Source organism: Paenibacillus sp. BC26, from assembly GCF_900116125.1.
In the GTDB taxonomy this organism is placed as follows: Bacteria; Bacillota; Bacilli; order Paenibacillales; family Paenibacillaceae; genus Paenibacillus_Z; species Paenibacillus_Z lignilyticus.
Genome location: NZ_FPAD01000001.1, coordinates 415,031 through 438,616, shown reverse-complemented (window position 1 = coordinate 438,616; position 23,586 = coordinate 415,031). Strand labels below are relative to the sequence as shown.

The window sequence follows — 23,586 nt, the reverse complement described above, 5'->3', positions numbered from 1 at the left end:
GCAGGAGCCTCGCTGATTTTACGCGTTTTTCACGTCACTGAATCTACCTAATTACATATGCTGTTGGCATAGAGGAGGTGATGCCAATGGTAGAAAGCTTACAGCTTCGACAAGCGCTTCGTGTCTTCCTAAACAAAGCCGAAGCGGCTTGGTTTGATGTGTACGGCTCCAGTTTTGATAGAAGAGAGATTAACGTCGGCGGAACTGAATATATCCAGCTGCCCTTGCGCTACAGTACCAGGGCCAAAATTTACGCCTATTTTCGCAAGTATTGGGGCATAACCTTCAGCCGTATTCAGCTGCGCAGCTTGAAGTCCATCGTCCATAACGGAAGGGTATATGTTATATTGGGCGATCCCGGTCCCATCCCGAACTTCGTCGAATCCGTGCGCATTCTGAGCATTACGAAGACAAGGATCCGGGTCCGTGCCATGTTATCCGGTGATCCTGACGGCAATGTGCCCATTTACTACACCATTGCCCGTACTTCTAGCGGGTACAAGATCATCAGCCGTTCCGGCAAACGCTATGATTACCGGTTCACAATCAACAAGCTGTAATCGGGCGCCGGGCAGCCGCACAAAAAAAAGGGACTGTCCGCTAGTCATCGGTTGATGACGGGATAGCCCCTTTTTGCTGTGGGTTATTACAAAGACAGACGCGAGTCCGCCGGTTCTTGGAGGGCTGTATGCTCTTGGTGAGCCGGATTCTTGGTGAGACGACTGCTCAAGGCGAACCGCCCACACTTGGCGAGCCGACTGCTCTTGGCGGGCCGACTGCTCTTGGCGGGCCTCCCGCACTTGGCGAGCCGGACTTCAGGTCCGAGACAGCCGCGCTGTCGCCATTTTTTTAACGAATCGTGGAGGTCTTATTTAAGCGAAAACAGCCGCTTTTCAATTCTAACGAATCGTAGAAGCCTTATTTAGGGTAAATTGAGCCGAAAATGGCAGTCTAACACGAAATAAGGCCTGTACGATTCGTTAGATTTTCAAAACCCGTAAATTGGTTCAAATAAGACCTCTACGATTCGTTAGCGGTTGGCGAGGTGCTTGAGTTGGTTGGTTGGTTGGTTGGCAGTTAGCATGACTTGGGTGCCGGGTTGGTTCGTTGGTGGTTGGCGAGACTCAAGGGCTGGGAAGGTTGATTCGCGATTGGCGAGACTCGGGAGCTGGGATGGTTGGTTGGCAGTTGGCGAAACTTGGGAGCTAGGATTGTTGGTTGGCAGTTGGCGAAACTTGGGAGCTAGGATTGTTGGTTGGCAGTTGGCGGGACTCGGGAGCCGAGGTGGTTAGTTGGCCGTTAACCGGACTCGAGAGCCGGGGGTCGTTAGTTGGCCTCCGGTAGCGCGTCTCATGAGCTAGGGTGGTTCATTAGCGGATGGCGAAGAGCGTGAGGTGGTTGGTTCTTTGGCGTTTGACGGGACTCGAGGGCCGAGGTGATTTGTTAGCTAGTAGCAGTTAGCGCGTGAGTTTGGCGAGGAACGCGAGCTGGCGCGGTTGGTGTTGTGGTGGCAAAGTCGTAAAAAAGGCTGAGCATCGGAAACTCCGATGCTCAGCCCTTTTTTGCAGTGTTGCAAACGCCTATAGGGAATTCCAGGCGAGATCAATATCCGCCATCAGATCCTTCGGATCCTCCATCCCCACATACAGTCTAACGACTGTAGCGGATTGTCCATCCTTGCCAGGTGGAAGTGGATTCACCGTCACGAGGCTTTCGAAACCGCCCCAGCTGACCGCGATCTTGAAATATTGCAGCTTGGTAGCCCAAGCTCTCATCTTCGCAAGCGGCTCATCCGTCACGAAGGAGAATAAGCTGCTGTAGCCTTTCATCTGGCTTTTGCCCAGCTCATATTGCGGATGCGAAGACAAGCCCGGATGATTGACGTGGTTTACATACGCTTTGCGGCTCATATACTCCGCCAGCAGCAATCCGCTCTCCTCGTGCCTTTGCATACGCAGCGGAAGGGTACGCAGCCCCTTGGAAACGAGCGCAGCCGTCTGCGGCGTCATAAGACCGCCAAGCAGCATATATTCGCCATATCCGACCTTGTCGATCAGTTCATTCGAGCCAAGTATGACGCCGCCGACACAGTCGCTATGACCGCTAATGTACTTCGTAATGGAATGGACGACCAGATCCACCCCAAGGTCAAGCGGATTCTGGAAGCAAGGTGAAGCCCACGTATTATCAATAATGGTCCGTGCACCAATGAGCTTGGCATAAGCCGCGCATTCACGCAGATTTTGCAGCTCGAACAGTCCTGAGGTTGGACTCTCCAGATAAAGCAGCTTCGTATTCGGACGAACCGCCGCTCTGAAGCTGTCAATGGAGGTTCCATCCACAAACGTCGTTTCTACGCCGAATTTCACCATGTAGCTGCCCAGAAATTCTCTGGTTGGGCCGTAAGCTTGGTCCACACAGATAACGTGATCACCTTGCTGAACCGAAGACAAAATGGCCGATGAAATGGCAGCCATGCCGGATGCGAAGCATTTCGCTTTGTCCGCGCCTTCGAGTTCCGCAAGCTTTTGCTCCAGGTATGTTACCGTCGGATTGTTGCCGCGTGAATAGATATGATTGTCGAGCAGTGCTTGAAAAGCAGTATCGAATTCTTCGTACGTCTCGAAAGCAAACAAGCTGTTCTGGTAAATCGGCATATGGATCGCGCCATGATGCCTCGAATCGAGTTGATCGTAAGAGACTTGAGTAAATTGTTTTTCTCTCGCTGTAACGGCATCTTGCCCCGGTTTACTCATCCTTTTTCTGCTCCTTGTGTTAAACCTTCAACGATGAACCGCTGTGCAAAGGCGAAAATCAAAATCGTTGGAATGATCGACAACACCACTCCTGCGGACATTGAGCCCCAATCCACGTCGAATTTAAGAATAAATGAATTCATGGCGACCGGAATCGTCTTGAGTGAATCGTTATCAATAAACAAAGCCGCCAGGAACAACTCGTTCCAGTTCTGTACGAAGGCGAAAATAAAAGTAGATGCAATCCCCGGCAGCATGACCGGAATAATAATCCGAATCAATGCCGACCAGCGCGAGCAGCCATCAATCATAGCCGCTTCTTCAAGACTGCCGGGAATACGTTGGAAGAAGCCGCGCAACATAATGGTCGAGAACGGGATAAGCCCGACCGTATACATCAAGACCAGCGCAATCCGGTGGTTGAGCAGGTTCATCTGGCTCATCATCAGATAAAGCGGTGCAAGCGCGATAAATCCGGGCAGCATCTGTGTGATGAAGAACGCAAGCATAATTTGGCGATGACCTCTAAAGGTAAAACGGGCAAGCACGTATGCGCTCAATACCGCAATAACCAATACAACCAATGCAGCCGAGATTGCAATCAGAAAGCTGTTGCCGATGTAGATATGGAACTTGGATATTTTAAAAATATTAATAAAGTTATCCAGCGTAAACGTAGTCGGCCAATATTTAATCGGATAAGAGAAAATATCCTTCTGTGGTTTGAGTGACGTGATGACGATCCAATAAAGCGGGAAAACCATCACGATTAAGTAAAGGGATAAGTAGACGAATCGGAATAGGCTCAGAAGGCGCTGCTTCATTAGAAATCACCTACTTTCTCAGCCTTTGTGACTGTTAGGAAGAAGATTGTGTAAAGCAACAGGATAATTATCATAATAATACCGATCGCCGATGCGGCACCGTAGTCTCCGCCATAGAGAATTTTGTCCAGCATAAGCGAGGACAGAATATGTGTAGTTCCTGCAGGACCACCGTTGGTTAAACCGTAAATAATCGTCGGATCATTAAATATCCAAATCGCACGCAGCAGCGTTGTCGCGATAATTGTCGGCATAATGTAAGGCAATGTTACGTTCAGCAGCTTCCGCATACCCGTGGCACCGTCCATATCCGCGGCTTCGTAAAGTTCACCGGGAACGGATTGCAGGGCAGCCAGCAGCATGATTGCGAAGAAAGCTACACCGTACCAGACGTTGGCGACAATAACGGATACCATCGCCCATTTGGGATCGGATAGAAAACCAATGCGTTCATGAATAATTCCGAATTTGAGAAGCAAATCGTTGACAACACCGATTTGGGAGTTGAACATCCATTTCCAAATTAAGCCGATCAGGAAGCCGGATAATGCCCAGGAGTAGAAAGCGAAACCTTGATAAATCCCTCTGCCTCTGAATTGTTTCTTCATCGCCAGAGCTAGAAGGAGCCCTAAAATAAATTGTAAAATGAGGGAACAGAATACCCAGTAGGCACTGTTCTTCATGGCCATCAGAAATTTAGGATCTTTGAAAGCCGCTTTGAAGTTCGATAAACCGACGAAATGCACATTACGTAAATCAAACAGCTTGTAATCCTGGAAAGCCATTAGAATCCCTTTAAGAAACGGATAATACGTAAACACTAACACGAGACACAAAGCGGGAAGCAGCCCCGATAGTATAAAGATGCGTTGATTTTTCATAAGACACCGCCTTGCTCTTTGAATTTAGTAAGGGCGGCTTGTCGCCGCCCTCCTGATAAGCATTATTTTGTCAGTTTAGCCTTTTCATCTACCCAATACTTGTCCCACTTCTTCAGCGTATCATCGAGATTCGCTTGACCAAGCAGAAGCGCTTGCGTAGTTTCCATTGCAACTTGTCCCCATTGTGCATTACCTGCGTACTGGAATGCCGGTTTGAAGTTTACGAACGTATCCGGTTGGTTGGACATGTCGAGCAATGTTTTGTAAGGACCTGTTTTGAAGAATTCATCTTCCGTAGCACTGGAATGAACCGGAATAAGTCCGAAGTCTTTCGAGAATTGCGTGTTCTCAGCCGGGCTCGACAAGAATTCGATCAGCTTCCAAGCTGCTTCTTTGTGCTCGGAGTTAGCTGCGATACCCCAGCCTGCTCCACCTGCTGCGAACAATGCTTTGCCTGTTGGGCCTGTTTGCAATGGTGCTGTTGCCCATGTGCCTTCTTCCATTTTCTCAGCAAGCGACTGAATAACGTCCGGATCTTGAAGCAGCATGCCCGTTACGCCGGAAGTAAACGCCTGTACTTGCTCTTGGAAGCCCCAGTTAACGGAATCCGGTGGCGATGCATCCTTGTAAAGCTTCAGGTAAAGCTCCATTGCTGCTTTCGCTTCAGGCGTCGAGTAGATGGTTGCGCCGTCTGTTGTGAACATCGAGTCTTCAACATTTACTTTCGCACCGTTAAAAGCTTGAATCATAGCATCTGTTGTACCTGTCGAACCTGAACCACCGCGGAAGGAGAAACCGAAACGGTTCTTAGCGGGATCTGTCAGCTTCTTCGCTGTTTCGTAGAGCTCATCCCATGTTTTTGGCGGTGTTAGGCCCATTTCTTTGAACCAATCCGCACGGTAGAACAATTGTCTTTCGTATAGACCGTTTGGAATGAAGTATAATTTATCGCCTACGGAACCAACGGACTTGGATACCGCTGTCAATGTTCCGAAATCAGCCCATTTATCTGTGTAAGCATTAAGCGGCTCAACGAAGCCGTTATTCACCATTTCAGCAACGTTCAGGTCACGAACCTCAAGGATGTCGATATCCTCTTTGGCACCGAGCATCGTTCTGATCTTGTTGTCGGCTTGGTCGAACGGAGGGGAAATGAATTCGACTTCAATGTTCGGATTCGCTGCTTCAAACTTGTCAATCGAAGCTTGAATCAGTTTCGTTCTGTTCGGACTTGTTAAACTTTCAATCATGCGTAGCTTTACTTTCTCGTCACTTGCACCTGCGTTTGCATTTGCGTTGGAGTTACTAGCCGTGCCATCATTCGAGTTGTTACCGCATCCTGCCAAAAGACCAACTGATACAATACCACAAAGCAGTGTAGTAAGAAGCTTGTTGCGACTTGTCATTGATGTCATCCCCCTATTTAATTTCATGTGTCAGACCGTCATACAGTCATCCTGTCTGATAGGTTGATTATAGTGAAAGCGCTTAATCGTTGTCAAGGAAAAAATTGCGCTTACTTGGCGCTTTTTATTTTCTCCTCAATGCAGTCCATCAGCTTGCTGAATTCTTCCAATGCCGTCTTCGTATTATGTTCCGCAATGCCTTTAAACATTGTAATATGGAACGGATACGTCTCATCAAAGAGCTGTTTGTCGCCAAGCGGATCGTTGAAAAACTTCTCATATAAACCTGAAATGGAATCTAGCACGGTCTCCAGAACCGGATTATTCGCAGCTTTAATAATGTGACGATGAAAAGCTAAATCGACCTGCGAAGTGTCTTTATTGCTTTCTTTCAAAATGCGGTATTCTTCCAGGCACTCTTCTACTTCGGCAATTTGTTTGCCGGTAATCCGTTTGGATGCCAGCGCGACAGACTGTCCTTCCAGCGCTCTGCGCACTTCCAGAATGGAAAGCAGAAAATTCTTCTCCCGTTCGATCTTTACTTTCCCTGTAAAGCGGAACGTGTTGACGTCTTTAACAAAAATACCTTTGCCATTGTGAACCTGGATAATATCCATGGCTTCCAAATAGCGAAGCGCTTCGCGCAGTGAGGAGCGGCCGACACCGAACATTTGCGTCATTTCTTCTACAGAGGGTAGCTTATCGCCTTCGGAGAGTTCCTTCTCTTCTATGAAGTTCTGAATCTCTTGCGATACTTGTTCATGTACTAGTATTTTTTGAATTTTCTTCATCGCTCGCTGTTCGTCCTTTCACCTTGCTACCTGTCTGATAGGTATATCCTACGCGAGAATTGAGAGCGCTGTCAACTGGAATATACTTTACGGCCAAATAGCCGGAGCTCCCCAAGGAGGCTCCGGCTATTGATTTCTGCGTGTTTATTGGCCGATTGCGATCCAGTTCACCAGACCGATCGGCTCTGGGCTGATTCGGGTCCGAACGATTGTCAGTTGAACCGCTTCGGCTATTTTTTCCTTGATGACGGCGTAGCAGGAAGGCTGATCCGTCGTCGCAACGAACACATACGAGTCGCTGCTGAACGGCTGGTCGAAGTCAATGGTGATGTCAAGCTGCTCGCCTTGGCCTTGGAAGCTATACGGCGCAAGCCCGAACTGCTGGACAACGGCCGTTTGCCGTTTGACCGTCGTAACCGGTGTGAAATCCAGCTTATCGCTGCTAATGCTGCCCTCTTGCAGCAGGTTGCCTTCCACGGCGGCTTCCGGAGCCGAAGCTGCCTGAACCGGGAATGCATCTTCAGCGAAATGGGCTGCCGTGATGCTGCCGAGGGCGATTTTGACACCTGTTACGGCGCCGTCCGCCAGCTGCTCCGAGTTCACTGCGCCTTCAGCCAGCTTCTCTGTTGATACGGATCCATCCGCCAATTTAGCTGCACTTACAGCGCCGAGGGCAATATGGCCTTCCTCGATGCAGCCGTTTGACAACGTCTGCTGAGTCGGCGCAAGCACCCCGGGTGCAAGCTTATCGGCCGTAATTGCCCCTTCAGCGATCGCTTCTGTGCCAACCGCTCCGACGGCCAGCTTCTCCGTCGTCACCGAACCGTTGCATAAAGCAACACTTTCGATGGAGCCCGGGATGAGATGGGAGGTCGTAATGGACTTAGCTGCGATCTTGCTCAGCGTAACCGAACCGGCTTGCAGCTGGTTCTCGCCCACTGCGCCGTTCGCCAGCTTCGTGCCGCTGACAGCGCCGTCGCTGATTGCCTCGCTGCCCACGGAACCTGCGGCATAATGCGCTGAACCTATGGCTTTGTGCGCAATAATGTTCGCTGTCACTGCTCCATGCTGCAAGTGGTTTTCGCTCACTGCGCCGTTTGCGAGTTTCGTGCTCGTAACTGAACTGTCGCCGAGTACTTCCGTGCTTACCGACCCGAGCGCCAGCTTCGCACTTGTTACCGCATGCTCGCCGAGCGTTTCCGTAACGACTGCTCCGCCGGCTAGTTTCTCGCTGGTTACGGCTGCGTCGACGATCGCTTCCGTGCCGACCGCTCCGCTTGCCAGCTTCTCACTTGTTACCGCGCTGTCGCTCAGTGCTTCCGTGCCTACTGCGTTACTCGCCAGTTTCGCGCTAGTTACGGCGTGGTCGCTCAGCGCTTCCGAGCCGACTGCTCCGCTCGAGAGCTTCTCACTCGTCACCGCTCCGTCGCACAGCACTTTCGTGCTTACCGCTCCGCCTGCCAGCTTATCACCTGTGACTGCGCTGTCTCTAAGTGCTGCCGTGCTAACCGATCCGAGTGCCAGCTTCGCGCTTGTTACCGCGCTGTCGATCAGCGCTTCTGTACCAACCGCGCCGCTCGAGAGCTTCTCACTTGTCACCGAACCGTCGCTCAGCGCTTCTGTGTCGACTGCCCCGCTCGACAGCTTCGCGCTGGTTACCGCACTGTCGCTGAGTGCTTGTGTGCCGACTGCTCCGCTTGCCAGCTTCGCACTTGTTACCGCGCTATCGCCGAGTGCTGTCGTACCGACCGAACCGCCGGACAATTTCGCGCTTGTTATCACGTTATCGCCGAGTGCTTCCGTGCCTACTGATCCGCTTGCCAGCTTCACTCTCGTCACCGAGCTGTCGCTGAGCGCTTCCGTGCCAACTGCCCCGCTTGCCAGCTTCGCGCTTGTCACTGAGCCGTCAATCAGCGCATCTGCACCGACCGAGTCGCTTGCCAGCTTCGCGCTTGTCACCGCGTTGTCGCCGAGGGCTTCCGTACCTACTGAGCCGCTCGACAGCTTCGCGCTGGTTACCGCGTTGTTGCCCAGCGCTTCGGCGCTAACCGCTCCTTTGGCCAGCTTCGCACCCGTTACCGCGTTATCGGCGAGCACATCCGTGCCAACCGCACCGGCCGCCAGCTTCGTGTTGGTTACCGCGTTGTCGCCCAGCGCTTCAGCATCTACTGCTCCGCTTGCAAGCTTATCGCTTGTCACCGAGCCATCGATCAGCGCTTCCGTGCCGACCGAGCTGACCGCCAGCTTCGCACTTGTTACCGCTCCGTCGCTGATCGCTTGCGTACTTACCGCACTTATTCCGAGTTTCTCACTTGTCACCGAGCTATCGCTGAGCGCTTCCGTGCTTACTGCTCCCAGTGCCAGCTTAGCGGTTGTAACCGCCCCGTCACCCAGCACCTTCGTGCCTACCGCACCGTTCGCCAGCTTCACACCCGTCACCGAGCTGTCGATGAGCGCTTCCGTGCTCACCGCTCCGCTCGAGAGCTTCGCGCTTGTGACCACGCCATCGCCGATCGCATCTGTGCCGACGGCACCGCTCGAAAATTTCGCGCTGGTTACTACGCCGTCTCCGAGCGCTTTCGACCCTACTGCTCCGAGCGCCAGCTTCTCGCTCGTAACAACGCTGTTGCCAATCGCGTCTGTGTTCACTGCGCCAAACGCAAGCTTCACGCTCGTTACCGCTCCGTCGCTCAGCGCTTTCGCACCAACCGCTCCTTTTGCCAGCTTCTCGCTCGTAACCGCGCTGTCGTTCAGCGCCTCCGTACCAACCGCTCCGCTAGCTAAGTGCGAGCTTTCGACCGCGCCTTTATTTAACGCATCCGAGCCGACTGCGCCGTTTGCCAGCTTCGAGCTGATAACCGCGCCTTCGCCCAGCGCCTCGCTACCGACAGCACCTGCCGTCAGATGCGCGCTTGCGACCGATTTCGGCGCAATTTTGCTAAGCGTTACCGCGCCTGGCTGCAAATGCGCTTCGCCAACCGCCGAAGCGCCAAGCGCTTCGGATCCAACCGCTCCGCTTGCAATCTTCGTGCCGCTAACTGCTCCATCGCTCAACGTATCGTTGCTGATGGTGCCTCGTTTGATTTTGATTCCATGGATGATGCCATCCGGTGCTTTATCAAACGTATAAAACTCCGATGCCAAATGCGCTTGGGAGATCGACCCTTTGCGGATGTGATACCCTTGAATGGCTTCTGCCTTCAAGTGTTTGCCCGCAATGGTCTCCAGTTGGATGTGATCGCCATGCACGGAGAGCGAAGACAGCTTCGAGCTTGTTACCGCTTCGTCACACAGCTGATCGGTACCAACGGATTCTTCGGACAAATGAAGCTGCAGGACGCTGTCGATCTTCAAATGCGTGCTGCCTACCGAGGATTCTGCGATATGGTTGGAATCAATCGCCGATGCCGCTACGTGCTGGCCATGAATCGCCGAAGGCTCAATGGCACGGGAGCTTACGGCCTCATTTTGCAAATGATAGCCCGCTACGCTTCCTTCGCTCAGCTTCGCTGCCGTAACCGAATCATTGCTCAAATGAACATCGCGAACGCTCTCCGGTGCAAGATGCGCGCCGTATACGGATTGCTCCGCCAAGTGCTTGCTGCCGACCGACTCGCTGCCCAGATGGCCGCCGTTTATCGAGCCCAGCGCAAGCTTATCGCCCGTAACTGCCCCTTGTGCCAGCGCGTCGCTGCCGACAACGCCTGCCGACAGATGACGTTCGCTGATAATGCCCTTCGCCAGATGCTCGGTATCAATCGCGCCTTTGGCCAGATGCTTACGTGTGACGGAGCCAAAAGCCAACTGCTCGCCTGTCACCGAACCGTTCACCAGCTTCGCTGTCGTTACGCTGCTGTCAGCCAGCTTGCTTGATGTTACCGCGCAGTCGGTCAGCTTATCGGTCGAGACACTCTCCGGCGACAGCTTGAGGGAATTGACGATATGATCTGCCAAATGATGCGAGTGAATCGAGCCCGCTGCCAAATGCCGCTCCGATACGGAGCCGGTTGCCAGCTTGATGGATTTCACCGCGCCATCTTGAAGCGCGTTTGTTTCAATCGCGCCTTCGCTGATGTGATACGCTTCGATAAGCCCAGGCTGCAAATGCAGCGAGGAGACCGCTTCCGGCGAGATGGCTTCTTCCGTTACCGTTCCCGGCGAGAGATGGAAGGCGCGAACCGCTTCCGGACCGATTTTGTCAAACGTCACGGACTCATCCGCCAGATGCTTCGTCTGAATAGACAGCTCTGCGAGCTTAGCGCTGCTTACGCTGCCATCGATAAGCTTCTGCTCGCTGACCGATGCATCCTGCAGCTGCACTTGACCGATAGCAGCTGCGCTGACGTGAACCTGCTTCACCGATTGCGCTGCCAGCTTCTTATCCGTTACGGAACCGTTGGTCAGATGTCCGGTTGCCACACTGTCATCAATCAATTGCTTCGAACCGACCGAGTTCTCCGCCAGATGGCGTTCTTCAATCGTGTCGGATAACATTTTGTCGCCGCTGATGCTGAGTCTGCTTAGGTGTTTGCCGTGAACCGCATCGTCAGTCAGCTTGCTGGCCGTAATGCTGTGATCGGCGATCTTGGATGCCGTAACCGCATGATCGACGAGCTTAATCGTGGAAATCGACAGGTCTGCGATTTTGGGAGATGAGATCGAATAATCCTGCACATGCTCCGTGCCGATTTCGGCGGGAGCGATATGCTGCGACTTCACCGCGCCGTCTTGCAGCTCCTTCGAGCTGACAGCTCCTTGCGCAATGGATTCGGACGTTACGGAACCGGCCTTCAGCTCTCTGGTACCGACTGCCCCTTCAACCATATGGTTAGCTGTAATTTCGCCCAATGCCAAATGTTTGCCCAGCAGAACGCCTGGTGCCACATGCTCCGCCAGCAGCAGTCCGGGCTGAAGATGCGAGGAATCGATCGCTCCAATGCTGATCTTCTCGCCTGTGATCGAAGCGTCGCGCAGCTTCGAGCGGGTGATGGAGCCTTCCGCAAGCTTGGAGGTTGAGATGGCTTCGTTGGCAATATTTTCGGTGCGGATCGCCGCACTTTTGATTTTGCTTGAAGTGATGGTTTGATCCTCGAGCAGCTCCGATGTCACAATGAGCGGCTTCAAATGTTTCGCTTCAATGGATCCTTCCGCGAGCTTATCGGCGCTAATTGTCCGGTCAGCCAGCTTCTCCGACGTAATGCTGTTGTCGCGCAGCTTGTCGCCTGTAATGGAGCGGTCGCGAATTTTCGTGCCTGAGATGGCATTCTTCGTTAAATGGTCGCCCGTAATGGACTCCGATGCGATTTTGGACGAAATGATGGCACCATTGGCAATTTTAATACTTTCCACCGCGAAATCGGCGATCGTGTTCGTAATGACTGCGCTCTGTTTAATCCGGTCGGAGTCAACAGCGCCGAATGCCAATTTATGCGAAGTGATCGCATTGTCTGCAATGTCGTCGGTGTGTATGAAAGGGAGCGGTGAATCCGGCATACGTTTCTCTGCCACAAGCGCCTCTTTGCGCAAGAGTTCTTGTTTCAACAGTTCTTCCATCTGCTCCAAATGGAGCCGTTCTGCTTCTTCATTCTCGCGGGCCAGCCGCTCGATTTCCGCTGCTATTGCCTGTAATTCCTCATCCGTTTGTGTAAGTGGGATTAGTGCGACCGGCTCTTCCGAGACAGCCACAATCAGCTCCTGCTGCGGCGCTTGTTGCTCCGCCGTTTCCGAAGCTTCCTGCGCGATGGTCACTTCAACCTCTTGCTGAGGCTGTTGTTCCGGCTCCACTTGCAGCGTATCCGCTTCTGGGGATTCCAGTACAGGTGTCGCTGCATTCACTTGAACCGTTTTCTCTTCCGGTTTCGTCGGTGAAGCCGGCTTTTTCTTCTTCAATTCTTCGAGCCACTTCAACTCCGAAGCGTTCGGATTATCCACATAAAATAACGGCTTCCGCCCTTTGGGGCCTTTTCCTTTGCTGCTCTTCGCCATAGCCCTCTCCTTCTTCCACCTCAATGTCATAGGTATCATATGCATTCACCCATAGGCTGGTCACACGAAGGAAGGTCAAATTATTTGTAAACGACCACGGGAGCCTTGATAACGTTCGGATTAATTCGTTGTTCGGAATCCTTGGGACATGGTTGGCGGGTGAGCTCCGTATGTCGTTAAACGAGGAGGGCATTCGCGAAAAGGCTGCTCCCATGAGGGAGCAGCCTTGTCCAAATTCTTTGCACGAAGTACATAAAAAGCGCTTGCTGCATGCGTACACTTATTGCACGCGATGAACGCCTATCGTTTGCTGCACATCGCCGGCAATCGTGATCGTCACATTCGCGGTCTTGACTGTACCATTATTGTAGAAGGCTTTGAACGTGAACGTCAGCGGCCCATCGCCCAGTTCCTCGAAGCTCTCCTCCCACATCTCCCCTGTCCAAGTCGTCTTTGCTGCATTGGTCGGACTAAGAGTAACCGTCATCCCGTTCATCGTAACCTTCACTTGATCGGCGATCGTCGCGGTTCCGGTAGCCGTCGTTGTGGCAGACAACATGAATTTCTCCCCTGCCCAATAGACCGAGTAAGCGCGGGGACTGTTCTCATTCCCGCTGATTTCGCGATTGCTCGCCTTGCGACGCTCCTCCCATAGCTCTGTATGCTTCACTTGCCCGCTGACTGACAGCGGCAGCACGGTGATGGATTTGCGGACGATAATAGGAGGAGCTTTGCCATCGGCAACGGTAAGCTGAATGGTATAAACGCCTGGCAGTACACCTCTGATACTCGGACCGGTTGTGGTGTAAGGATAGTCTCCGTTGTAATTGTATGTCCGACTAACTCCCGCAGGATCCGTTATTGTGTACTGTACGTCCAAGTGATCCTTGTCCGGATCCGCAATCACATGCGTAAGTGTCATGCTGTCTCCTTCAAAGACAGGTTTAGGCTGCCAGTCAAAATCCCCGGTAGGAGGCTTGTTCGTTTCGATATAGAAATACTTAGGCGAGCTGTACGTGCTCCAATCATAGCCATCGAACACACGGACAATTACGTACAGATTGACCTTCTCCGGAAGATTGGTCGATGGAGTCCAGATTACGCCTGAACTTGGGATCACTCCGGATTCTTGAACCAATATTCCGCCATATCGGTAGATCTTCATCTGAAACTGGGTTTGCCCGTCGGAGTCTGCATCGAAATACGTCCAAGTCAAATTCGGCCGCAAGACGTCCAGCTTCGTTGGCGTGTTCTGATCGCTGCTCGTGGGATTTGCCACATTCGCACTAGGGAGCTGATTTGAGATATTTACCTGCAAACTGAACTGTGCTGCAGCTCCGGCCGTATCCTCTACCAATTGGCGAATCATGAACGTTCCTAAGCTGCTGAACGACTTATTCCAATTCGTCCGGGAGCCGCTTACTAAGGTTTCGGCACTGCCTGTAGTCACATTCTTCAAATAATACTCATGGAGCAGCTCCGTTCGATTGCCATCCTCCGTATCGCTTGCATACGAATCGAAGTTAATGGCTACCCCACGAAAGGTATTGATATGACTACTTGTGAAACCGGGGTTCGGCGGAGAGTTCGGCGAAGCAGGTTTAGTTATCGGCAGCGTAACGATCGTCCATTCCGACCAAGCATCGTATTCGTCGCGCACGGCCATCCCGACTTCGTAAGTACCGATCTCCTGAGTCGATACAAGCTTCGCAGCGGTGTAGGTACCGCTCGGCGTGATGTAATAAAACTTCTTCTCCATCACGCCTTTAGTCGCTTTATAATCGATACCGGTTGCTTCCGTGGAATAGTCCGTGCTGCTCAAGTAACGATCCGGATCATAACTCTTATCGGTCCAAATCACTTTACCGTCTGTCGATGCTATAGCGAGCGCGTAATTTGCTATTGGCCGCCGATGAACGGTAATCTTCTGGGTGAATTCATTCGAAGACTTCCGATACGAATCAAACGTATGATCCGGGTAGAGATAGCTTGGATTCGGATCATCCTTCGCTTTCAGCTTCACCAGATAGTCCCCTACCTTATCAAAGGTCAGCTGCGCATTGTGGAAAGTCTTATTATTCAAGACAGATGCACCTTGGTGCTGAATAAAACGCGGTGTATGCTGCACCGTCCAATCGTAGAGACCTCCTGCGGCAGGATCATTCTCGGGATCGGTGAACTGAATGTTGTTGTACTGGACCTGAGCCTTGGCTTCTCCTTCGTCCCAAATCGCATATTGGTCTGACCATACGTCATTTGTGGCGATGGGCTTATAGGCGAGTGTGCCGAAGGTGGTGTATGCCTTGTTCGAGAAATACCCGTAACGCCCGCTGGAATAAATAGCGTCATCCACTTCAAACAGCGGTGTATTATCCAAAAATACCGCAATATGCTCGCCGCTGGCCTGAAGTTTGACCGCGTACGACTTCCGGCTAAGCAAGGCATAGTTCTGTGAGCGGAGCACCGTCCGAACGCCATTCTTGTACATGACAAGCTCGACTTTGTTAGCGTCCGTTTCCAGCGCGTAACCATTTTGCCGATCCTGCATGCGGAATGAGAATCCAAGCCATTCATGATCATAATCCACATCATCCATCTTGAAGCTGAATTTATATTCCGTATCAGATTGAGAGGTTGGCGAGTAAAACTGGCCGTTCGTGAACGAACGAATTACCGCCGGACTGGTCGTTGGCTTGCCGACAGAGACTGTCATGCGCATTGTACTGGCATTCGAATTGCCATTGTAGTTAGGGACAGCCTGAGACAGCGATAAGTAGACGCCATCTCCCACATATTCACCGTATTCCGCATCCGAATAGTTACATCCCTTTTGAATGCTTCCCACTGGATTACCTGTGGCATCATATACCGTATTCGTACCAAATCTGGTGTAATACAACGGATAATCATCACATGTTGATCCGTCGCCGAGTGAATTACTTGTTCGATAGCCGTCAATCGTAAACGATTGCCTGCCCTTCGGAATGATGTTACCTCCAAAATCGGTTGAAAACTGCGTCATTGAACCGGAATAGCCAAAATCGCCATAGTGATAGAGGGTTAAGTCATCGCCTGCCTGTGCATCAACCAATTTCTTAAGCGTTCCGGTCCCGGAATTCAGCACGTAAACAGCTTCATATGTATTCGGCCAAACATTGCCTTCGGCCACGTGATCATAATACACCTTGGCGTAGAGCTCCTTCTTCGTCGGATTAAAAAAGAACCCGCCTTTAATTTCAGGATAATAGTAGGCGGATGAGAACGATTTCGCGTTCGTAATCCCCAGGTTGCTGCCAGACAATGTATCTCCGATATACCTCCTCCAAGCTAGGGAGTAGTCCGCATTATATTTGGTTACGTTTAGTTCGTAGACACTCCCGCTATAGGTTAGCGCTTCATATCGATAGATAGCACCTGTTGCATCTCTCATTTCTTCAAGAAATCCGTAACCCCATTGCTTCTTCTCTGCTTCTGTCGCACTCGCGTACCTATCTTTGTAATACTGCGAATGGGGTGCCGGCATATTAAAAGTAGACGGTATCTTCGTCAACTTAAAGTCTGGCGATAAGTAGTACATACTTTGATAAGACTCACCGATTTTAAGTGTTGCAGAATAACCCGCATACGAATCACTATTATTCGCTACAAGTAAATTCCGCCCCTCTGAGCCGATGATTTGTATTGAAGGAACGTTATAGATCCCGCTATCCGACAAGGCTTGCTTAAACTCAGGGAAATCAAATGAACTGTAACGTTCTTCACCTGTTTGGGCATCGTAGACCCCAATATCATAAAAGTCCCTTGTTTTACCGCTAACGTACCCTTTCCAATAACGCTTCACAAACAAATATCCATCTGACATTTCATAATCTGTCAATTGGGATAGAGACAAGGTCACACCCGTATAAGGTACGTCATTATACACGACATCTGCAGTTCTGGACTTATCTGCTTTCAGGATAAACTTATAAGGGTGCTGACCGCTCTCATATTTTTGTTTAACTGACGGACCGTCGAAGTAGTCAACGACATTTGATAATTTCGATGAATCAAGAGCGTAAATGCGGTCATTGTACGTGTAGGTCCCAATTTGTCTATCATAATCGTAATAATAGGTTGTATCATGATGATCAAAATAAATGAGCTTCTTGGACGACCGAATTGTTGGAAACTCGTAGTTATACCAACTCAACATATTATTCTTTTCATCCAGCAAATTGGCTACAACATTGGACTTTAAAGTAGAACGCCAAGGAGACAATTCGTTCGATCCGTATCCGTTGTCTTGTAATGGGTATGCATCCCACCTTAGCATACGAGTGCTGAAGCGAGTGACATCGTAAACGTAGGTATCCGCCTTTTGATTTCCGAAGTTTCGTCCTTCCCCGCTCACGAGATTGGCTCCTTCAGCTCTCCACAGGTTTTTCTTATTGTTTACAAGGGTATTCGTGCCTGGCACATAGATCGGCCAATTTAGCATGTCAGTCAGGTTTAGTCGCGTATAAGGATCAAGGTCTGGCTGCGGGTTATTCCCTTCCATCTCAAATGACACTTCCGGCGCATTATTGACGACGTCGAGCATCACTGTTGATTGTGCATCGGATAAAGTATCATCCCATGCGCCGTACTCTTCCGTAACTTTCAGATAAAACAGGTATTTGCCGACCTTTGTAGGCGTAAGCTGCATGTTGGCCATCGTACCGGTGGATTCAATCCAAGCCTCATCTGAAAATCCGTTATTATTGGCATCATACTTATATTTATAAGCAGTGGCCGTAATCGCATCGCCGTCCTGGCTCGTCGATTGGTTGACGATATCGAGCTGCGTTCCACGGACCGATAGCGGCGGCACGATAAGCTTCGCGATTGGCGGCAGATCTGGTTTTACGATGATTGTACAGGTTGCCGGCGAGAGAGACTTTAGTCCCTCACTATCGTAGACATGCAAGGAAACCGTAATCGTTATATCCGACGCAGTCGGGTTCGTATAGCTTGTCTGCTTATTGGTCCACTCATCTCTCGCGTGATTTATTGTGCGGCCCATTGGACTGCTACTCCCCGTACTGTTTATCGCACCGGCAGCCAGTGGATGATTTGCAATGACAGATGGCGGGCATTCGATGACAGGTATCGGATTTTTCGGTACGACCTCAATAAAGGTACAAGCTTTTGTCGTTGCCCCATAATCATCTCTCATTTGCCCGCAGACAAAATGGTAGCCAAGTGAATCCATTGGCAGACCATGCTGTCCATCCAGGTATTCGACGCTCTTGGATGGGATGGATTGGATAAAGGCATTCCCGGCGCCATAATCAAACCCCATAAATGTCAGCAGGTCACCATCCGGATCGTTTGGGGTAGGTACCGATGGATCATCAATATAGATGAGATCGAGCGTTTTACCTTCTATTACCTTATTTAGCGGTACTTTTCGATTGCTCGGATCAACGAATCCGATTTTGAATTCCGGCGGGCGATTATCTCCGGGTGGCCGAACGATCGGCTTCTCGTAGAAGAAGCTGACAAACGCTTCCGGTAAAGCTGCAGTAAGCGACACACCAGCGCTCGAACCAGACGTAACCGTGTTGGAGAAAGCGACATAGGAAGTGTTTCTACCTTGCACGATGCCATAGTCGGAATTAGCTCCTATAGCCCGCGAGTGAGGCAGAGTCGTAATTGGGATCAACTCCGCCTCCCCCTGCTGCGCATAAGCCCCAGTAGGACCGTTGCGGACCATATGCCGCACATGGATTTTGCCAGCGCTCACAACATCGTAGAGGTAGTAGAGATGGAGCGTATCAAAATTGCCAAGGAACGGACTAATCGAATAATCGCCACTTATGTAAGGTGGGTTCAGATCCGGCGCTGTTCCGCCGGTCGTTTTCTTGTAGCCTGCATAATTAAATCCTGTTGCAGTTGGATGAGCAGGTGCATAGTTCGAATTCTTGATAAGAGTATCCGTACGATCATGGAAGACGGAATCCAGACTTTGTCCTTCAGTAGAATAGTGTTTAATGATAGCTTGTCCTTGACCTTCGGACTTTTTTGTATAATACAGGTTGAGGTAATAAGTATCGTAGGTAGCATCATAGACGATTGTCGGAGGGGTGGTAGCAGTAATTGTTCCCCCGGATGGTGGTGCCTCGGTACTTTTCTTATAGCCAACATAAGAATAATCGAGATTAGTTGCAGGAATGGTTGTGTTCGAGCTGCTTGTCAAATTAGTTGATTGATCAGGGAAAGAACTGTCGATATTGGTGCCATCTGTTGTATAGTGATGAACTTCCAGACGGCCATTAAGTTCGAATGTAAACAGCACAGGAAAAAAATACCGGTAACCTTTCACGTTTTCCGAGCAGTTAGAACAAACATTATCCTGAATTTTGATATCATACGGGTTGGTACTCGTTAAATCACCAGTTAAGGTAACCGAAAGTGAAACCCCACTAGTTCCCATTGGAGACATAGAGGAAGTTATTGGATTTGATGGGTTATTTCCAATCCACTCTCTATACGTTCTCCACGAGACTCCTGCCCTTGATTCTGTAAAAAAAAACTGCTCTCTAGATGAACCAGTAAATCTACTAACATTTACAGATTTGATTGATCTACCGGGGAAAGAAAATGAGTAAGAATTGGTTATTGAAACACCAACTGCATCTTTCGCATCAGGTTTCCAGTTACCACCAGTAGAGTCAGACCAGATATCCTCATAAACAAAACCTACAGCATAACGTTTATTAGAATTGAGAAAATCACCGCTTGGATAACTTTCCTTCTCCCTGACTGGTGTAATACTAGAGTTAGCACTGTCAGCAGACACTTGACTAATAAAATTGTTTGGTATTAATGCAATCAGCAGAGAAATGATTCCAACTAATTCAATAGTTTGTTTAAGACGTTTATTCAATACAACTTACCTCCAGGGATTTTTAATAAGAATCACACTGCTTTTTCCATCACCAAAATAAATAACATCACTTAGATCGATATAATCAAATTTGCTATTTTTAAAATCAACATTCTCATCTAATTTCGATGAATCGTTAAAATAAATGTGAGTACCCTTAACAGGTATCCTCGTAAGATAAGTTAGTCCGTAGCTAACAACAGGCTTTAAACCTTTGGACAAAAAGTAATAATTAGCATTTAAAGTAGCACCGGTCTTCTTAATGGTTTGAAAATACAATTTATTATTTTGATCGTTAACAATATCGAACCTATAATACGTATTCATTCCATTCATAAAAGGAAAATCATTTAGATTCACGACAGTAGCATTTGTGTAAGTTCCAAAGCCACCGTCCATAAGGTACGCTGGTCCATTCTTGTAATAGTCTCTAAAAAGCTTAAAATCAACAGGCTTAACTACATCGCTAAGTAATGGGACATCCTTACTCCCAATCCAAACAAATCGATTAACCGCGTCCCACTCCACCACAACCCCAAGCCCCTCACTGACAACCCTAATCGGCACCAGCGTACGCCCCTTCTCCACCCTAGCCGGCTGTTGAAGCGTTACTCTCTTCCCATTCATAACCGCTGCTTTCGATCCGATTGTGAGCTGAATCTCTCTATCTCCTTTGCTTATGTAAATCACTTTTCCTTCAACGGCTACATTCGCCTGAAGCTTCTCAGATACATAACGAATCGGAATGATTACTGTACCCTCTATCATTTTGGGTGGCACATCAAAACCTATTTTTCTGGCGTTGTACAGCACCTCAACGGGCAGGTCCGGCGTCACGATCTTCACCGCCGATTTTGGATTTCCACTCGCAGCACCGATTGGCAAAACCATCGATAACACCATTACGAATACGACAACTAGCTTTTTCATCTATTAACATCTCCTTGTGGCTCTAGTGAATCTCACTACTCGTTCTCAAAGCTATATCCTGCTCTATCCTCCGGCGGTATCCGCGTACTTTCATTACTAGCCTGCACAATTCCCATCACGCCTAATGAAATAACCATCAACATAATTAACACTACGAGCGAATAAAACATCTTCATTCCAAACACTCCTCTAAGTTGAATTTGACTACGCCGCTTCATTGGAACTAACATATTCTACCACTATTCAACATAAGTCGACGATAAAAATCTATCATTATCTACCATATAAACCATGCAAAAAAAACACCTGCTCGCAAGCTGAATAATCAGCCGCAAGCAGGTGCTTCCTGCATGTCGTCTCTATACTTTTGGTACGTTGCGTACTTCGTCGCTGCCTACCAACATCTATCTTTTGCTACTTCCTATCTTACTGGGGAGTTCGACATTTTTCAACCTTAATTTTACAGTTTTATTTTCATCGTCTAAATTTACTCCGAACGCCCCTCAGCATCGCTTTCCATCTGTGAATCTCGGAACAGCTCCAACCAGCGCTCCGCCGAGTGCTGCCATGTAAAATGCTGCTCCACCCGCTCCCGGCTCTTACGCCCCATCCGAATACGCAGTTGATCATCGCGCAGGAGCTCCAGCAGCCGCTCCCGCATTTCATCCACCACATCATCGGGATTGACCAGATAGCCGGTTACGCCATCCTCGATAATTTCCTTCATTCCTCCTGCCCGCGTCGCGACGACTGGCAAACCGCAGGACATTGCCTCCACGTTCACAAGGCCGAAAGCCTCCCGCTTCCCGGACGGCACTACAGCGACATCGGCGGCGAGGAACCAGCTCGGCACTTCGGAATAAGGTACATAAGGCACGAATTTCACATGACCTTTCAGCTTCCGGCCGAGCTGTCGGAGTTGTTTCACATAAGCAGTAGTACGCTTCGAACCGTAGAACGCACCGCCTACAATAACAAGCAGCGCTGAAGGATGCTCCTGCACAAGCTTCGGCATCAGCTTCAGCAAGTGGTGAACCCCTTTGATTGCAAGCAGCCTGCCCATAAACACGATGACACTTCTGCCCGACCAACCGCGTTCATTCCGCAACTGAGCCCTTCGAGAAGCCCCCATTACGGAGTACTGCGATGGAAAACGTTCCGTATCGACGCCGGGATAAACGACATGCAGCTTATCCGCGCACTCCGGCACGCGAGCGGCAACGTCCTCTTTCAAATACTCGCTATTCACGATAATGCGATCAGCAGCTCGGAAACTCCGAGTAAGGAGCGCGCTGCTAATGGCCTGTTTACGGATAAAAGTCGAGGAATGCAGGTTCAGCCATATTTTGCTCTGCGGCCGCAGTCTTCTAAGCTTTAAGGCATAATGCGGCCTATTCTCGATTTGCAGCAAATCCGGCTGGTGAGTGCGGATGGATTGCCCAACCCGCTTCAAATACAGCCGTTTATTATGAGCCGGGTATCGAACCACGGACGCGCCGCCAAGCATCGTCCTATTCTCCAGCTTCCGGCTTGATCTCCCATAGATACAGGCTTCCACACGAGGAACAAGCAGCGGCACAAGCTTCTCTACAACACGCTCCACGGAACTGCTGCTCTGAGAAGGCAGCACATACGTACCCGGTGTCACAAATGCGATTTTGGCTCTAGCTTTAGCCATGAACGAAGCCCGCCTCTCTTTCAACAGCTTGCTTCTCCTATCATACGTACAAGGTTCGCTCGCTGACTCCGACAGAGGCCCCATTCCAACGATTCCGCTGCATCCAACTTAACGTTGTCTGCTCCACACCTGCTGAAGCAGCATACATAATCCATACGGCCCCAAATAAGCACCGCTCACCAGAAAAATCGGACTCAGCAGCACCTCATGCACCTGCGTCATAAATACGGTATCGTCAAGCAGCGTTCGCGCCACGCTGTTCGCAGCAATGCTGAAGAAGCCCAGATAGGCTAAGACCGCCAGCCCGTCAATGATTTTACGAAAAACATCGTACTTGACCCGCAGTACTGCTAATACAAATCCACCAATAATCGCTCCAACGAGCACCAGTCCTGTCATACGATCACCTCATATGACAGTATTTGCATACCTATTCCGCTCCTAAACATGCTTCCGGTGAACTCTATTGATAAATGAGTCGCGATATGTCAAACTAGTCGAAGACCACCATGATAAACCCCCGTTTATTCCAGAGAGGACGTGAACTACCGGCATGACCAATTGGCTGCTCCGATCCATGACTGAGCTTAGCTCGCGCAAATGGATTTCGCAAATAACCGGTCGATTTGCACAGTCGCCCGCAAGCCGGCGCTTTATTCCAAGATTCGCCCGCATGTACGGGATCGCTATAGAGGAAGCCGAGAAACAGCTGCATGACTATTCTACGTTAAATGAGTTTTTCACAAGGCGCTTGAAGCCCGGCGCGCGCGTAATTGATGCAGACCCAGCTGCGCTTGTCAGCCCGGTTGATGCACTTATTACAGGCTGCGGTCCGATAGAGCAAGGCACGATTCTTAATGTTAAAGGCCAGGATTACACCATCGAAGAACTGCTCAACCGCTCTCCCCGTATGGAGAATTACAAGAATGGCTACTACATGGTGCTTTACCTCAGTCCAACCGATTATCACCGCATACATACGCCAATTGCAGGCACCATTGTAGAACGCGAGCATGTACTCGGCAAAGTCTATCCCGTCAACGATTTCGGCCTCCGCCATATGCGCCGCGTGCTGAGCCGCAATGAAAGGCTCATTACCTATATGCGTCATGCCAATGCAGAGACCGCCATCGTGAAAGTTGGCGCAATGAATGTCAGCAGTATCAAATATGTGCTGCCTCTTCAGGAACGAATGGACAAAGGCGCAGATCTCGCCTACTTCGAGTTCGGTTCCACCGTCGTGCTGTTGACCGAGGATGATAGCTTCATCCCGCGTGCGGATCTCAAGACAGGTCTTAAAGTTCGCATGGGCGAGAAGCTTGGCACCCTTGCCACTTCATAGAAACAAAGCGACAGGACCTGTTCCTGTCGTCAGGCTGTCGAGAAATTCTCGACAGCTTTTTTTATGCTTCATGAACAGAATTT

The 23,586-nt window shown here is 50.1% G+C and carries 13 protein-coding genes; 3 read left to right on the top strand and 10 right to left on the bottom strand.

The window, feature by feature from the left end; translation table 11 throughout:
* Window positions 1-86 precede the first annotated feature (86 nt).
* Window positions 87-560, top strand: coding sequence for a DL-endopeptidase inhibitor IseA family protein (locus BM412_RS01890; RefSeq protein WP_177245612.1), 474 nt, complete (start codon window positions 87-89; stop codon window positions 558-560).
* A 128-nt stretch (window positions 561-688) separates the two neighbouring features.
* Entirely contained in the window at window positions 689-853 is a 165-nt protein-coding gene (locus BM412_RS32015) for a hypothetical protein (protein ID WP_177245611.1), read from the top strand.
* Window positions 854-1,580: 727 nt separating this feature from the next.
* Here the strand turns inward: BM412_RS32015 and BM412_RS01885 are convergent.
* The 10 genes from BM412_RS01885 to BM412_RS01840 all read right to left on the bottom strand — a co-directional run bounded on the left by BM412_RS01885 (window position 1,581) and on the right by BM412_RS01840 (window position 22,560).
* A complete protein-coding gene (locus BM412_RS01885; RefSeq protein WP_091213163.1) occupies window positions 1,581-2,756 on the bottom strand; it encodes a trans-sulfuration enzyme family protein in 1,176 nt (391 codons plus the stop codon).
* Window positions 2,753-3,580, bottom strand: coding sequence for a carbohydrate ABC transporter permease (locus BM412_RS01880; protein WP_091213160.1), 828 nt, complete (start codon window positions 3,578-3,580; stop codon window positions 2,753-2,755). The genes BM412_RS01885 and BM412_RS01880 overlap by 4 nt, the downstream gene beginning before the upstream one ends.
* On the bottom strand, window positions 3,580-4,461 hold the full coding sequence (locus BM412_RS01875) for a carbohydrate ABC transporter permease (protein ID WP_091213158.1): 882 nt from the start codon (window positions 4,459-4,461) through the stop codon (window positions 3,580-3,582). The genes BM412_RS01880 and BM412_RS01875 overlap by 1 nt, the downstream gene beginning before the upstream one ends.
* 62 nt (window positions 4,462-4,523) lie before the next feature.
* Window positions 4,524-5,711: an ABC transporter substrate-binding protein gene (locus BM412_RS01870; protein ID WP_256256079.1), complete on the bottom strand. Its 1,188-nt coding sequence runs from the start codon at window positions 5,709-5,711 to the stop codon at window positions 4,524-4,526.
* A gap of 266 nt (window positions 5,712-5,977) precedes the next feature.
* Window positions 5,978-6,658 (bottom strand): FadR/GntR family transcriptional regulator, encoded by a 681-nt coding sequence (locus BM412_RS01865; RefSeq protein ID WP_091213152.1) that lies wholly within the window; start codon window positions 6,656-6,658, stop codon window positions 5,978-5,980.
* 144 nt (window positions 6,659-6,802) lie between these two features.
* On the bottom strand, window positions 6,803-12,643 hold the full coding sequence (locus BM412_RS01860) for a WIAG-tail domain (RefSeq protein WP_177245610.1): 5,841 nt from the start codon (window positions 12,641-12,643) through the stop codon (window positions 6,803-6,805).
* A 280-nt stretch (window positions 12,644-12,923) separates the two neighbouring features.
* On the bottom strand, window positions 12,924-18,962 hold the full coding sequence (locus BM412_RS01855; RefSeq protein ID WP_143111547.1) for a hypothetical protein: 6,039 nt from the start codon (window positions 18,960-18,962) through the stop codon (window positions 12,924-12,926).
* Window positions 18,963-19,559: 597 nt separating this feature from the next.
* Window positions 19,560-20,483: a copper amine oxidase N-terminal domain-containing protein gene (locus tag BM412_RS01850; RefSeq protein ID WP_091213145.1), complete on the bottom strand. Its 924-nt coding sequence runs from the start codon at window positions 20,481-20,483 to the stop codon at window positions 19,560-19,562.
* 487 nt (window positions 20,484-20,970) lie between these two features.
* The gene (locus tag BM412_RS01845; RefSeq protein ID WP_091220090.1) at window positions 20,971-22,161 is read right to left on the bottom strand and encodes a glycosyltransferase family 4 protein; all 1,191 of its coding nucleotides are present in this window, start codon (window positions 22,159-22,161) and stop codon (window positions 20,971-20,973) included.
* Window positions 22,162-22,269: 108 nt separating this feature from the next.
* Entirely contained in the window at window positions 22,270-22,560 is a 291-nt protein-coding gene (locus tag BM412_RS01840) for a hypothetical protein (protein WP_091213143.1), read from the bottom strand.
* A gap of 154 nt (window positions 22,561-22,714) precedes the next feature.
* Here BM412_RS01840 and asd point away from each other — a divergent pair, with 154 nt between their 5' ends.
* Window positions 22,715-23,503, top strand: coding sequence for an archaetidylserine decarboxylase (gene asd, locus BM412_RS01835; protein WP_091213140.1), 789 nt, complete (start codon window positions 22,715-22,717; stop codon window positions 23,501-23,503).
* Window positions 23,504-23,586 lie beyond the last annotated feature (83 nt).

Excerpts from the sequence above, each read along its gene's own strand:
- BM412_RS01870 (WP_256256079.1), bottom strand. The coding sequence starts at position 5,711 with ATGATTGAAAGTTTAACAAGTCCGAACAGAACGAAACTGATTCAAGCT.
- BM412_RS01840 (WP_091213143.1), bottom strand. The coding sequence starts at position 22,560 with ATGACAGGACTGGTGCTCGTTGGAGCGATTATTGGTGGATTTGTATTA.
- asd (WP_091213140.1), top strand. The coding sequence starts at position 22,715 with ATGACCAATTGGCTGCTCCGATCCATGACTGAGCTTAGCTCGCGCAAA.
- BM412_RS01885 (WP_091213163.1), bottom strand. The coding sequence starts at position 2,756 with ATGAGTAAACCGGGGCAAGATGCCGTTACAGCGAGAGAAAAACAATTT.
- BM412_RS01845 (WP_091220090.1), bottom strand. The coding sequence starts at position 22,161 with ATGGCTAAAGCTAGAGCCAAAATCGCATTTGTGACACCGGGTACGTAT.
- BM412_RS01880 (WP_091213160.1), bottom strand. The coding sequence starts at position 3,580 with ATGAAGCAGCGCCTTCTGAGCCTATTCCGATTCGTCTACTTATCCCTT.
- BM412_RS32015 (WP_177245611.1), top strand. The coding sequence starts at position 689 with ATGCTCTTGGTGAGCCGGATTCTTGGTGAGACGACTGCTCAAGGCGAA.
- BM412_RS01865 (WP_091213152.1), bottom strand. The coding sequence starts at position 6,658 with ATGAAGAAAATTCAAAAAATACTAGTACATGAACAAGTATCGCAAGAG.
- BM412_RS01875 (WP_091213158.1), bottom strand. The coding sequence starts at position 4,461 with ATGAAAAATCAACGCATCTTTATACTATCGGGGCTGCTTCCCGCTTTG.
- BM412_RS01860 (WP_177245610.1), bottom strand. The coding sequence starts at position 12,643 with ATGGCGAAGAGCAGCAAAGGAAAAGGCCCCAAAGGGCGGAAGCCGTTA.
- BM412_RS01890 (WP_177245612.1), top strand. The coding sequence starts at position 87 with ATGGTAGAAAGCTTACAGCTTCGACAAGCGCTTCGTGTCTTCCTAAAC.
- BM412_RS01850 (WP_091213145.1), bottom strand. The coding sequence starts at position 20,483 with ATGAAAAAGCTAGTTGTCGTATTCGTAATGGTGTTATCGATGGTTTTG.